Annotated in this window: 15 protein-coding genes and 1 pseudogene; 11 read left to right on the top strand and 5 right to left on the bottom strand. The window is 36.5% G+C overall.

Going from position 1 to position 12753, the window contains the following annotated elements; genetic code table 11:
- Position 1: 1 nt before the first annotated feature.
- The gene (locus tag LF886_RS12895; RefSeq protein ID WP_236849947.1) at positions 2–493 is read right to left on the bottom strand and encodes a hypothetical protein; all 492 of its coding nucleotides are present in this window, start codon (positions 491–493) and stop codon (positions 2–4) included.
- A gap of 214 nt (positions 494–707) precedes the next feature.
- Between LF886_RS12895 and LF886_RS12890 the strand changes: the two genes are divergently transcribed.
- Both LF886_RS12890 and LF886_RS12885 read left to right on the top strand, forming a co-directional pair.
- The gene (locus LF886_RS12890) at positions 708–1922 is read left to right on the top strand and encodes a hypothetical protein (protein WP_236849946.1); all 1215 of its coding nucleotides are present in this window, start codon (positions 708–710) and stop codon (positions 1920–1922) included.
- Between the two features lie 353 nt (positions 1923–2275).
- The gene (locus LF886_RS12885; protein WP_236849945.1) at positions 2276–2761 is read left to right on the top strand and encodes a hypothetical protein; all 486 of its coding nucleotides are present in this window, start codon (positions 2276–2278) and stop codon (positions 2759–2761) included.
- 67 nt (positions 2762–2828) lie between these two features.
- Here LF886_RS12885 and LF886_RS12880 read toward each other — a convergent pair whose 3' ends face one another.
- Positions 2829–3218, bottom strand: coding sequence for a Fur family transcriptional regulator (locus LF886_RS12880; RefSeq protein ID WP_236849944.1), 390 nt, complete (start codon positions 3216–3218; stop codon positions 2829–2831).
- An 87-nt stretch (positions 3219–3305) separates the two neighbouring features.
- Between LF886_RS12880 and LF886_RS12875 the strand changes: the two genes are divergently transcribed.
- The 4 genes and pseudogenes from LF886_RS12875 to LF886_RS24125 all read left to right on the top strand — a co-directional run.
- Entirely contained in the window at positions 3306–3644 is a 339-nt protein-coding gene (locus tag LF886_RS12875) for a MerC domain-containing protein (RefSeq protein ID WP_236849943.1), read from the top strand.
- Between the two features lie 5 nt (positions 3645–3649).
- On the top strand, positions 3650–4852 hold the full coding sequence (locus LF886_RS12870; protein ID WP_236849942.1) for a GTP-binding protein: 1203 nt from the start codon (positions 3650–3652) through the stop codon (positions 4850–4852).
- A gap of 78 nt (positions 4853–4930) precedes the next feature.
- Positions 4931–6328, top strand: a complete 1398-nt coding sequence (locus LF886_RS12865) for an alkaline phosphatase (protein WP_236849941.1) — start codon at positions 4931–4933, stop codon at positions 6326–6328.
- Between the two features lie 89 nt (positions 6329–6417).
- Positions 6418–6532: pseudogene (locus tag LF886_RS24125) on the top strand (ABC transporter permease); the annotation flags it as partial.
- Positions 6533–6626: 94 nt separating this feature from the next.
- Here LF886_RS24125 and LF886_RS12855 read toward each other — a convergent pair.
- Together LF886_RS12855 and LF886_RS12850 are read right to left on the bottom strand one after the other, a co-directional pair.
- Positions 6627–7451, bottom strand: a complete 825-nt coding sequence (locus LF886_RS12855; RefSeq protein WP_236849940.1) for an anti-sigma factor domain-containing protein — start codon at positions 7449–7451, stop codon at positions 6627–6629.
- 1 nt (position 7452) lies between these two features.
- Positions 7453–8022, bottom strand: a complete 570-nt coding sequence (locus LF886_RS12850; protein WP_236849939.1) for an RNA polymerase sigma factor — start codon at positions 8020–8022, stop codon at positions 7453–7455.
- 90 nt (positions 8023–8112) lie between these two features.
- Between LF886_RS12850 and msrB the strand changes: the two genes are divergently transcribed.
- From msrB to LF886_RS12830, 4 genes are all read left to right on the top strand, one after another.
- The gene (msrB, locus tag LF886_RS12845; protein WP_236849938.1) at positions 8113–8628 is read left to right on the top strand and encodes a peptide-methionine (R)-S-oxide reductase MsrB; all 516 of its coding nucleotides are present in this window, start codon (positions 8113–8115) and stop codon (positions 8626–8628) included.
- Positions 8629–8746: 118 nt separating this feature from the next.
- Positions 8747–9316: a fasciclin domain-containing protein gene (locus tag LF886_RS12840; RefSeq protein ID WP_236849937.1), complete on the top strand. Its 570-nt coding sequence runs from the start codon at positions 8747–8749 to the stop codon at positions 9314–9316.
- Between the two features lie 82 nt (positions 9317–9398).
- Complete coding sequence (locus LF886_RS12835; protein WP_236849936.1) at positions 9399–10109, top strand: ferritin-like domain-containing protein; 711 nt, start codon at positions 9399–9401, stop codon at positions 10107–10109.
- A 23-nt stretch (positions 10110–10132) separates the two neighbouring features.
- Entirely contained in the window at positions 10133–10945 is an 813-nt protein-coding gene (locus tag LF886_RS12830) for a ferritin-like domain-containing protein (RefSeq protein WP_236849935.1), read from the top strand.
- 200 nt (positions 10946–11145) lie between these two features.
- On the opposite strand, the gene LF886_RS12825 is transcribed toward LF886_RS12830, so the two are convergent.
- Positions 11146–11934, bottom strand: coding sequence for an XRE family transcriptional regulator (locus LF886_RS12825; RefSeq protein ID WP_236849934.1), 789 nt, complete (start codon positions 11932–11934; stop codon positions 11146–11148).
- Between the two features lie 465 nt (positions 11935–12399).
- On the opposite strand from LF886_RS12825, the gene LF886_RS12820 reads away from it, so the two are divergent.
- On the top strand, positions 12400–12666 hold the full coding sequence (locus LF886_RS12820; RefSeq protein ID WP_236849933.1) for a hypothetical protein: 267 nt from the start codon (positions 12400–12402) through the stop codon (positions 12664–12666).
- Positions 12667–12753: the final 87 nt, after the last annotated feature.

Below are 12753 nucleotides of genomic sequence, written 5' to 3'. Positions count from 1 at the left end.
TTTATCTTTTGATACCAATTGCGCCTAATGCACTGGAAGTTAAAAAGATATCATCAAAAATAGTAAGTGATTCTACATCAACGAATCCTGAAGGGATCAGGTCACTTTTATTAAAAGACAATTCGATAGAAGGATCATAAGAAGCAATGATACGCACCTTTGAATAGCCGTTATAATCCACTTTAAAGCCTTCAAACATACAGTTCTGTTCAGCCTTCTGGTATTCGCCATATTCTTCAAACCCCGCTATATCATCTCTTTTTCCATCATTATGATCAAGAGATTTCCATTCAGCATAATTTTTAGGTTCTTTCAGGACATTTCCTTCACGGTCTACAGGAACAAACATCCCAAGAGTCAAATTCTTCTTTAAAAAATTGGCATAGTTATTCATCAGATTTAAAATCTGAAGATCGGCATATCCTTCGTGTGAATAATATTCAAGCACGAAAGTGGTCATCGGAATCAGCTTATGAGAAGCATCAGTCGGCATAATTAGTATTTCCTTTTTTGGCCGATAAAAATAGTATTTTTATTTGCGTTACCCAACGGAAGCCAGTGAATAGGATGGAATTTATACCCATTCTGAATAACGATAACTTTAGGACAAGCTCTCTTTTTTCAGTATTTTTGAAGGAATAACCATACAAACAATAACAAATCCACCTGCGAAAGACATGAAATTTTTCGCGAATACAAATTACAATATGTTGAATAAGATACTATTGGCAGCCGGTATTATTCAGTGCTGCTTTTACAATATCAAGGCTCAGAGTGCCGGAGCACATCCGGTCTATACCTCAGAATGGGGACATCTCTATCGCGAAAATGGAAATAATAAGGATCTCTTAGGAATATTTTCTACCGAGGCTCCTGTTTACCTATTAGATTCTACCCAAACACAATACAAAGTGCAGGTAAGTAATGGTGATATTGGCTTTATAGACCGCCAGCCTTTGCAAAAGACCATGCGTGGCAAAAAATCTTCCAGTGAACCGGTTCAGTATTTCTATCGTGGATCACAAGGACAGCAATGTCCGCATTTTTATATACAAGTGTCTGAACTTCGTGTACGGAAAGCCCCTACAACCGAAAGTACAGCAACACGGAGGGCTGCTTTAAATGAAATGGCCTGTATAGATTATGTTCCATTATATCAGGATGGCTGGGTCTATATTGGAGATCATTTCCACGAAAATCCTGAATATATCCAAATGAAATATCTGGGTAGTGAACTTACTTACGATAAAGTTCTGAAAGAATATCTGGCAGCGAAAGGCAAAAACAAAGAAAAGGAACTCACTCAGGTTGGAAGATTGCGTGAAATTGCATGGCTGGAAGAGAAAAACCTTAAACAAGCCTTGCAATATTGGAAAGAATCTTATGCAAATGCAGGGGTAGAAAATCCCAAAATAGATATTGACTTTGAACTTCTTCTGGCAGATCAATTTGCAAAAAAGCCTGGAACAGAAGCTTATGAAAAAAAGCTGAAAGCCTTGAATATGCATTTCATATGGAAGGATACCCAACTCTTTGATGGGAAAATCACGGATGCACAGATGAAACAGCTGGAGATGCAGAAAGCTAAAGATATTCCCAATATGCCGGAATGCGGCTGGGAACCTCAATATTTTTATAAGAACCCTAATATCATTGTTGCTTTTGAAGAATATAAAGGGAAAGTTTCCGGGAGTATTTACAAAATGTCCTTCAGCAATGGGGAAGCTTTGGTTTTGGGAAATGAGCGTATGGATTCCAATTATGATGAAAAGAATTTTGTAACCCGTTTTGGTGATATGCTTTCTGCCCGATGGATTTCCTCCCCACACGAATATCAGATTCAGAATGGGGATGCAGGACTCTTTATTTTCACTTTTAAAGATGGAAAGCTTTTCAGCTACGAATGCATGTTTTATTGTTAAATAAATTTTTAATCATCCTTATCAATAGAAGCGGGCGTTAGCCCGCTTATTTTTTGTTTTCAATAAAGACTTTAACCACTACTTAGCAGGTATTAAGTTTTGGCTGAAGCCATAGGATTTTATTCTTATTATTAAAACGGGCTAAAGCTCATTCCTATTGAATATTTACAATTATTAAGAGTAAAATTTTCAGATTATTTATATATCAATAGAGACGGGCTTCAACCCGTTTATTTTTATTATTGTTCACAACAAAAGCTTTAGCCAAAACTTAATAGACAGGTATAATTTTCCTACAATCGTGATTAAATTTTAAAGCTGTATCTTTACACTACCAAACAAAATATTACAATATGTCATTTATAACACCGGAAGGAGCCAGGAAGGCTCAGCTATCCCTTGCCGAAAGAGCACCCGTTGCTCATGCCGTTCTCTCAGGAGCAGAGAATATCTCGAAATATAACAGTGGAGTATGTCATGACGTGGTTGCCTACGCTTTGTATATGCGTGGAGCCAGGATAAGTCCTTCTCAACTGGCAGAATCAGCCGGACAAAAATGGTTAACCTTATTTAATTATCCGGCAGGAGAAAAATGGGACGGATATTCACCTATTCCTGCAGGAAAAGCGATTGGTTTCTACAGACTTATCGATAAAACTTTTTTTCATTCAGCAATTACCACAGGAAACGGAAATGAAATAAGATCTGTTAATGGATTTTCATTAGGATCTGCATGGTCTGTACCCGTAGATATGAAATGGGTATTAGGTAAAAAGAATTCTGACGGCACTTTCACTTATGACGGTACCAAAATAGAAGTATACATCTCTTCTTTATAACAAGAGTCTAAAAAGTAAAAAGACAGATCAGCAAATTCGCTTTTCTGCCTTTTTACTTTTTATATCTCTAAGCATCAGCACACTTCGGACAAATTCCGCTGATAATAAAGTTATACTCCTGCGCAATAAAATGCTCAGGTAAGCTGATTTCTGGAATCGCATTTTCTATGCATGTTACAGAGTGACATTCCTTACAATTGAAATGAACATGATTGTGAAAATGCTTTTCATGTGTACATTTCCCACTGCATTTTGCAAAATTCACCACTCCGTCAATATTGACGATCTTATGTATAGCCCCTTCATTTTCAAGCCTTTCTAATACTCTGTAAATGGTTACTCTATTGCAGAGATCTCCCAATTTTTTCTGAATATCAGAGTGGGTAAGCGCTATATCTGAACCATTAATAAGGTTTAAAATCTCAGTTTTAGCATGGGTGTTTCTGACCTGTTTCATATTTTAATGCAACAAAGTTGCGTTATTTAAATTTTTATCTATACTTTTGCAACAAAGTTACGATAAGAAAATTAATCCCATACTATTATGAAATCAAAAATTCTTGATGCTGTAGGAATCTCCGCTGCCGTTTTATGCCTGATTCATTGTATTGTCTTTCCATTATTACTGATTGTTCCTTTGGGAATATCGCATAATCCTTACATTGATCTGACTTTCCTTTGTATAGGTGCTGTGGTTGTATTCCGGGTAACTAAAAAAATGGAAAGCCGCTGGTTGAAATTTTTATTCTGGATATCTGTGAGCCTTATCTCCATCTCTGTACTCACAGATCTGATATTTGAGATTCATATTCCTCTGATTTATGTGGGAGCTGCTGGTTTAATTGCAGGTCATATCATCAATTTTAAACATCATAAACATTAAGATACATGACTAAGAAACTACCTGTAACGGTACTCAGTGGCTTTTTGGGAGCTGGTAAAACCACATTACTGAACCACATCCTGCATAATAAGCAAGGCTTAAAAGTAGCTGTGATTGTGAATGACATGAGTGAGGTCAATATTGATGCACGTCTTATTGAAAATCAAAACACGCTTTCAAGAACAGAAGAAAAGCTGGTAGAAATGAGCAACGGATGCATCTGCTGTACACTTCGGGAAGACCTGATGGTGGAAGTAGAACGTCTCGCTCACGAAAATCGTTTTGATTATCTTCTGATTGAAAGTACCGGAATAAGTGAACCCATTCCGGTTGCCCAAACCTTTACTTATATCGACGAAGAAAGCGGTATTGATCTTTCCCGTTTCAGCTATGTAGATACGATGGTTACGGTGGTTGATTGTTTCAACTTTATGAAAGATTTTGGTTCTAATGAACTTCTGACAGATCGTGACCTTACTGATATGGAGGGAGATTACAGAACAATTGTCAATCTTCTTACAGATCAGATAGAGTTTGCCAATGTTATTATTTTAAACAAAACAGATCTTATCAATGTTGAAACACTTGGCTTTTTAACAGCTGCTATAAAGAAATTAAATCCAGATGCTGCTATTCTTCATTCGGAATTTGGCAAGATCAATCCACAGCAGATTTTAAATACCCAGCTCTTTGATTTTGATAAAGCACAATCTTCTGCCGGCTGGCAAAAGGAATTACAGGCTGATCATCATACTCCTGAAACAGAAGAGTATGGCATAAGTTCTTTTGTATTCAGGGACAAAAAACCTTTTCATCCGGTTAGACTATGGCAATATCTTACTCATCATTATCCGGAAGGGGCCATCAGAGCGAAAGGCTTGTTTTGGCTGGCGTCGAGACCCGATGATGCCTTGAATTTTTCTCAGGCAGGAGGTTCTTTCCGTCTGGAAAAGGCAGGTGTCTGGTGGAGCAGTATGCCGATGCATCAGAGAGTACAGTATTCTTCTTTTGAAGAAAATCAGAAATTCATTGAAAGCAGATGGGATAAAAATTGGGGGGATAGAATCAATGAACTTGTATTTATTGGTCAGAATCTGGATAAAGATCAAATGTTATCCGACCTTCAAAGCTGCCTTATTAATGATCAGGAAAAAGAGCAGTTTGATAAGAAACAGGATTTTGAAGATCCATTTCCAGAGAATATTTAAAATTAACCTTTAATTAATGCAACAATGTTACGATAAAAATCTAAATACCATAACTTACCGCATTATTTTTACAGCAATATGGACAGAAGAAAATTTCTAAAAGGTTCAGCATTACTTTCAGGATTATTGACCTTATCACCATCAGATCTCTGGAGTTTTGGGAGGAATATTGAAAAACCGCATACCGGAAAAGCAAAGAACATCATCTTTATGGTAAGTGACGGGATGAGTCTCGGGACCCTCTCTATGGCAGATTTGTATTCCCGTAATATTTTGGGAAAAGGAAGTAACTGGATGAATCTGTATCATGAGAAAAAAGTGACACGTGCTCTGATGGACACAGCCTCAGCCAGCTCTATTGTCACAGATTCTGCGGCGGCAAGTTCAGCTTTCGGCGGCGGAATAAGAGTTAAAAACGGAGTTCTGAACATGGGAGTCAATGGCGAAAAGCACCTTCCCATATGGCAGAAATATAAAAAAGCAGGGAAAAAAGCAGGCTGTGTGACCACAGTAACCATTACCCATGCCACTCCTGCAGGTTTCTGTATAAATTCTGCCAAAAGAAATGCAGAACCTCAAATAGCAGAAATGTATGCCGAACTGGAACTGGATGTTTTGTTAGGAGGTGGAGATGAATTCTTTAATCCCGCAAAAAGAGAAGACAAAAAAGATCTTTATTCTGTCTACAGTAAAAAAGGATACAGGGTTCTGAAAACACAAAATGACTTGAAAGAGATCAAAAAAGGGGAGAAGCTTTTAGGAATTTTTAACACAGGTGCTTTACCTTATAGTATTGACAGAGCTCATCTTCCGGAATATAAAAATACACCCACTCTTGCTGAAATGGCAAAAACAGCCATTGATCAGATGAAAGAACACCCCAATGGCTTTGTTCTTCAGGTAGAAGGCGGAAAAGTAGACTGGTCTGCACATGCTAATGATGTAGCCGCACTCATCCATGATCAGTTGGCATTTGATGAAGCCGTAAAAGCGGTAATTGATTTTGCAGAAAAAGATGGAAACACCCTGGTAATCATCACGACAGATCATGGAAATGCCAATCCGGGAACCATCTACGGAAACGATGCTACAAAGAATTTTAACAGCATTTCAGATTATCAATACACCAATGAATATATTCTGAATAAGATTCAGAAAGAGTATTCGATGAAAGATATTAAAGACTGGATTTATGAGGGCAATAAAATTATTTTGAATGATGATGAAGCCAAGCATCTGATGAGTTTTTACAACGGTCTTGAAAAAGAAGACGCAGGGCTGTATAATTATAAAAAACTGCCTTTCAAACTCTATTCAGAAATACAGAAAAGCAGAAATTCTGTAGGATGGATCAGTATGGATCATTCCGGAGATTATGTGGAAGTAGTAGCCTATGGTCCTGGAAATGAACTTTTACAGCCCTTTATTAAAAATACAGATTTGCATGATTTGATGCTGAAGGCGTCTCCAATATAAACGATACAATATTTTTTCATATTCATATTTTACATTTTTAACAGGTTGAGGAAGCAGAGTGAATTTTATTCACTCTGCTTTATTTTATATTAACAAATGTAAAAGAGAAAGAAATAGGAACTATTGAGCAAATCAATGTGAATCCTATGAAGAAACGGCAGTTGATCCTGGGCAAACTGATTCCGTTCTGGATTGTTGGTATGACTGTTATTGAATTCTTCTACCTGATTGGCTTTGCAGTTGTTCTGAACAGTCTTGCGATCTATAATTACAGAAAGACAAATTAAAATGGGTGGAATTAAATTCCACCCATTACAAACATATTTTCCATAGTAGGTACTGTACTTCCGCCTTCTTTTTCAAGAGTAATTGCAAAAGCCTGAGCTTTTGATATACTGGCCAAAGCAATCCTACTGTCTTTATCCTCAGTGTACATTCCTGCACTTACCGGTTTTCCATCTTCAATAGCCCAAAGCTGATACTGCATTCCAGTAGGAGCTTTAGGAAGCTTTTCTGCATTCAGATAGACTTCTTTTGTTTTTTTATCCCAGAAAACCATTGCTTTTGCATCCGTATGCTTTTCTACTCCTTTCAGCATCACCATCTGCATATCAGGATTGGAGAACATATCAAGCTTCTGATTCATTTTTTGCATTTCCTGATCCTTAGCTTGTTTATCTGCAACCAGCAGAGACATTTCCTTTTGATTGTCAGATTGAGTATTCATCCAGAATAAATTTCCGGCAACACTCAAAAGGAACAATACGGAAGCCGCTATTGCATAGGTTTTCCAATGGGTATTTCCCTGAATATTCTGCCTGTCTGTGCTAATTTCTGTCTGATCTTTTGCCTCAGTAATATCCGCCGAAAGAACAGGAGGTACTTCTTCAACAGTTTGTTCCTGTTGAATTTTATTCCAAATCTTAGATTTCAAATCGCTTGGAGGTGTTACAGCCTGTGCTGTAGCAAGACTTTCCAAAGTTTTCTGTGCTTCTTCAAAAGCCGCCTTTACTTCAGCATTATTCTTCATCACACACTCCAAAATCCCTGCTTCCTCAGGAGAAGCATGGCCTAGAATATAAGATTCTATAATTCCGGATGATATGTATTCTTTAGTGTTCAATTTATTGATAATCTTTTAACAAATCTTTTAATTTTATCAATGCATTACGCATTTTCGTTTTTACCGTTCCCAGCGGTATTTTCAGTTTTTCGGATATTTCATGTTGGGTATATCCCTGATAATAAGCAAGATTTATAAGCTCCTGCTTGTCTACTTCAAGGCCTTCAAGTACATTATTGAATCCGATATAATCGGAAGAATTATTAGTTGTTGAAAGCTCTGCAGTATTATATACGAAATCGGGAAGTGATTGGTTTTTAAGTTCATTCTGGAATGCTTTCGATTTTAAATAATCGATGGCTGTATTCCTTGCAATATTGATCATCCAGGTATAAAATCTTCCTTTAGAAGCATCGTACTGATGAATAGAGTTCCATATTTTAACAAAAACATCCTGAATAATTTCTTCTGTATATTCTTTAGACTGAACGATTCGAAGAATAATCCCGTACAGCGCACCAGAATAGTGGTCATACAGGTAATGAAAACCATTTTCGTTTTTTTCTTTTAGTAAAACGATAAGTTCTTCTTCAGAATAGGTTGTTTTAATAGCGTTTATTTTTCTTTCCAAATGTAATAAAATAAAACATATTCCCAAAAAAATCTATATCAACTTTTATTTCGTACATGATTTTAAGAAAATAATTAAAAAATAGTCAATATGAAAACATTCGTTTCAAAAACCATACTTGCTTTTTGTCTTACATTATCCTTAGCGACCTACAAAGCACAAAGCAACCTTTTTAAAATTAAAAATCCCTATTACTCACGTACCGCAGAAAACACGCTGAAAGTAAGCAATAGTGAATGGAAAAAGATTTTAAAACCCGAACTCTATCAGGTCGCCAGAGAAGGAGCCACAGAAACGGCTTTTACCGGGAAATATAATGAATTTGATGAAAAAGGCACTTATTATTGCGCCGTGTGTGGAAATGCTCTATTTATTTCGACTTCCAAATTTGCAACCACCTGCGGATGGCCTTCTTTTTATCAGCCTATTCGTAAAAATAGTGTCAAATACAGAAAAGATACTTCTTATCATATGGAACGTACAGAGGTTCTGTGTGGCAGATGTGATTCTCATCTCGGACATGTTTTCGATGATGGTCCAAAACCCACAGGAAAACGTTTCTGTATGAATTCTGTTTGTCTTGAATTTGTTCCCGGTAAAAAATAATAGACTGATTTACAGATGTTTAAAATAAATTTTGCTTTTTTTCAATCTAAAACAAAACCAACCTCGTAAATGACATTAAAAGCACAACTAAATATATTAATTAAAAAATAATCACACAATGAACACACAATCAAAAATCACAGTTTTAGCAATGGTAGCTTTATCATTTGCTTTCAGCGGAAAGGTAACTGCACAAACGATGAAAGAAAAAACAGTAATGGTAGGAGGAGCTCCTATGTATCCTTCTAAAAATATCATTGAAAATGCTGTCAACTCCAAGGATCACAAAACTCTTGTCGCTGCAGTAAAAGCTGCCGGTCTGGTAGAAACATTACAGGGAGCAGGACCTTTTACGGTATTGGCACCTACAGATGCTGCCTTTGCAAAACTTCCGAAAGGAACGGTTGAAAACCTTGTAAAACCGGAAAATAAAGCAATGCTTACTTCCATACTAACGTATCATGTTTTGTCTGGAAAATACAATGCTAAAGATATATGGGCTGCTGTAAAAGCAGGAAACGGAAAAAGCATGATGAAAACAGTACAGGGTGAGGAGCTTACTTTCTGGACAAAAGGAAAAGATCTTTATATAAAAGATGCCAAAGGAAACAGCGCAAAAGTAACCATTGCTGATGTGAACCAATCTAATGGGGTTATTCATGTAATAGATACAGTTTTAATGCCATAACAATTTGTAAGATTTCAAACAGCATATTTCAATATGCTGTTTTTCTTTCTTTTATTTATCCTAACACTAAAAAATTAATATTATGAAAAAACCAATTCAGGTTTCTAATCAGGGAGTAACTCTCGATACCAGCAGAAGAAACTTTTTAAAACTAAGTGGAGTAGGATTGGCTGTCGCAGGTCTGACTTTAATAGGCTGTGATGACAATGATGATTTTCAGATTATAGAAGAATCCAAGTATGATCTTGGAACAGGAGATGTAGGAATTTTAAATTATGCCTACGCCCTTGAGCAGCTGGAAGCGGATTTCTACACGAAAGTGGTGAATAATTTTTACACCGGAATTTCCAGCATTGAAAAAGAAGTTTTTACAGATCTCTATCATCATGAAGTGATACACAGGGATTTTTTCAAAGCAGCGATAAGCGGAGCTACAGATCATGTGCTGCCTAAGCTGGAATTCCAATATCCTAATGTGAATTTTAATGACCGAAACTCGGTACTGGCTACTGCAAAAGCATTAGAAGATACAGGGGTTGCAGCCTATAATGGTGCTGGAAAATACATTACCAATCCCGCTTACCTTGTCATTGCCGGTAAAATAGTTTCAGTGGAAGCAAGACATGCTTCTGCAATCAGAAATCTAATCAATCCCGGATCTGCTGACTTCTCAGGAGATGATGTCATTGATGCCAACGGACTTGATCTGGCGAAAGAGCCTAAAGACATTGTAATGGCTGCCGGAGCATTTATCAAAACACCTTTTACCTGGAAAGAAAGAGGGATCAACTAATCATTCACCTTAAAACTCACATTATGAATATTCTTAGATTACTGGATAAACTTTCTTATGATAAGTTTTTCACAACAGAAGCTTCAAGGCTGGAAACCATTACGAATATGTCATTATTCGGAAAAAAAGCAGCTACAGCAGCGGTACCCCTTGGATTGGGAGCGCTGATGGCTACTCCTGCCAAAGCAGAAACTACGAAAACATTAACAAGTGCTGCACTAAAAAGTACACTGACAGATGCTTTACAATTAGCATTGGTACTGGAATATCTTGAAAATGAATATTACAGCATAGGATTATCTACACCGGGATTGATTCCCAACGGTGACAGAACTGTCTTTATGCAGATCTCAAAACATGAATCAGCTCATGTCAGCTTCCTGAAAAGCACCCTCACTTCTTTAGGAACAACTCCGGGGAATAAACCTACTTTCGATTTTACAGCAGGCGGAAATTTTACCCCTTTTACAAGTTATAATCAATTTCTTATTCTTGCTCAGGCTTTTGAAGATACCGGAGTAAGAGCTTATAAAGGACAGGCCGGAAACGTTATGTCCAATAAAGTAGTGCTTCAGGCTGCATTACAGATTCATTCCGTTGAAGCAAGACATGCTTCACAGGTAAGAAGAATGAGAGCTAATAAAGGATGGATTGAGCTTGCCGATGGAGGAAATATGCCTTCAGCCACCAATCCGGTTTACGCCGGAGAAGACATTGTAAACCAAGCAGGTTACAATACATCAACTTTATTTGGCGCAGCAGCAGGTTCTGCAGCATACGACGAAGTTTTAAGTGGTAGCGATGCACAAACTATCGCTTCCCTGTTCATAGTTTAGTTGTGATTTGGATGATGTAAAGTGGTGTGTCCATTTCCGGAGATGCCCCCGGAAATGGACTTTTCAAAAAAAATCATTCGTCAGGCCTTAAAAAAACACATCATTAACTACTTCAATTCACCCGAATTCATACTTAAAGTACCGTATCTGATGATACGGTACTTTTTTTATTATATAAGTAAGTAAGATTTATATCAATATTAAGACTGCTTACGGCGGCGGCCTGAAACTTTTTTATCAAGATCTTTGATATCCTGTCTCAGTTCACGGAACATTTCTTTAAAATTATAACTTTCATAATCACCAGGCTCAAAGTCTTCCGGGAAAATTCCTGAAGCATATTGCCAGATTTCCACCACTTCTTCAAAAGGAATATCATAAGGCTCATAGAAAGAGTTATCAGCGCTTACAGAGATTGTATTTTCTTTTGTTTCCTTAAAACGTTTATAAGTAATACCATCATTCAGGGTTACAAAAACATAGGTTTTACCCGGTTTCAGTTCGTTGATTCCTTCTACATATTTTCCTACAATATAGGAACCATTTCTGAATGGCGGCATAGAGTCTCCATCTGCAGGGAAAGCTCTATATTTCCCATTGTTAAGAAAGGGAAGGGCAATACGTTGCAGGCTCTCAATATAATCTACATCACTGTACCCCTCAAGATATCCCATGGAAGCTTTTTGAGGAATAATTTCTATGGTATCATTCCCATGAGTATCTACAGCCACAGGAAGAACGATTCTGTTATCCGGAAGTTTCAGCATTTCATCTATCGGATATTTCTGAATATCTACAGACAGCATAAGATCAATACTTACATGAAAATATTTGGAAATTTTTACCAGCAGTTCGATAGGCGGTTCTGATATCCCGTTCTCATATTTGGAATAACGGACTCTTGAGATCAACAGTTCGTCAGCTACATTCTGTTGAGAGAGCTTTCTCTTAGCTCTTAAAAAGCGTATATTATTTGAAAAAATTGACATTGAAAAAAGTATGTCAGCAAAAATACAAAATTTGAATTCGTTATCAATAACTATGACAGGTTTTACCATCATAAGTAAAGAAATTTAACTTCATTGTTCCCGTTTTTCAAAAAAAGAGAATTTAAGGGCTTCATACAATCAATTTTCAAGGCACAGGAATCTTGTTTTTGGGTAAATAAAGAGGGTATTGTAAAATTTAAATAATAAGCACAAATAAATAGAATATGATGCAAAAATAATAACTCTAAATTTCACAAATTGAGTTATTATTTTTAACATTTAGAAAATCAATCAGATATAAATAAAAATGATATTTTCATTAAAAATACTTTATATTAATGAAATATTAAATTATATAAATATTTAATTAATTTATTCAAAAAAACTTGCAATCATATATTTATTATTCATATATTCGTGATGTAATAATCATATAAAATTATAGTTATGAAAAACTTAAAAAAATTGGACAGAAACGAATTAAAAACTATTTCAGGTAACGGATTACTAGATCCAATCGGTGGACTACTAGGTGGACTAGGTGGTGTTATCGGAGGTGTAGTAGGAGGTGTAGGAACAGTCGTTGGCGGTGTTGTTGGCGGTGTAGGTTCTACAGTAGGTGGAGTAGTAGGTGGTGTAAGCACTATCGTAACTAACGCTTTATGCCAAACACAATGTGTTGTGAATGGTGTAATCCACATCAAATTACTTGAGTGTGGTTCTACTTGCTAATCAGTAAGTTTTGACATTAAAAAATTCTACCGCTCTGAAAAGAGCGGTATTTTTATGTACAGCTAGTACATACTATGAAAATCTGCA

It is taken from the genome of Chryseobacterium sp. MEBOG07, from assembly GCF_021869745.1.
GTDB lineage: Bacteria > Bacteroidota > Bacteroidia > Flavobacteriales > Weeksellaceae > Chryseobacterium > Chryseobacterium viscerum.
This window is presented reverse-complemented; position numbering and strand designations above follow the sequence as displayed.

Coding starts and splice junctions, on each gene's coding strand:
- LF886_RS12875 (WP_236849943.1), top strand. CDS start 3,306: ATGAAATCAAAAATTCTTGATGCTGTAGGAATCTCCGCTGCCGTTTTA.
- LF886_RS12825 (WP_236849934.1), bottom strand. CDS start 11,934: ATGTCAATTTTTTCAAATAATATACGCTTTTTAAGAGCTAAGAGAAAG.
- LF886_RS12865 (WP_236849941.1), top strand. CDS start 4,931: ATGGACAGAAGAAAATTTCTAAAAGGTTCAGCATTACTTTCAGGATTA.
- msrB (WP_236849938.1), top strand. CDS start 8,113: ATGAAAACATTCGTTTCAAAAACCATACTTGCTTTTTGTCTTACATTA.
- LF886_RS12840 (WP_236849937.1), top strand. CDS start 8,747: ATGAACACACAATCAAAAATCACAGTTTTAGCAATGGTAGCTTTATCA.
- LF886_RS12870 (WP_236849942.1), top strand. CDS start 3,650: ATGACTAAGAAACTACCTGTAACGGTACTCAGTGGCTTTTTGGGAGCT.
- LF886_RS12885 (WP_236849945.1), top strand. CDS start 2,276: ATGTCATTTATAACACCGGAAGGAGCCAGGAAGGCTCAGCTATCCCTT.
- LF886_RS12880 (WP_236849944.1), bottom strand. CDS start 3,218: ATGAAACAGGTCAGAAACACCCATGCTAAAACTGAGATTTTAAACCTT.
- LF886_RS12835 (WP_236849936.1), top strand. CDS start 9,399: ATGAAAAAACCAATTCAGGTTTCTAATCAGGGAGTAACTCTCGATACC.
- LF886_RS12830 (WP_236849935.1), top strand. CDS start 10,133: ATGAATATTCTTAGATTACTGGATAAACTTTCTTATGATAAGTTTTTC.
- LF886_RS12895 (WP_236849947.1), bottom strand. CDS start 493: ATGCCGACTGATGCTTCTCATAAGCTGATTCCGATGACCACTTTCGTG.
- LF886_RS12890 (WP_236849946.1), top strand. CDS start 708: ATGTTGAATAAGATACTATTGGCAGCCGGTATTATTCAGTGCTGCTTT.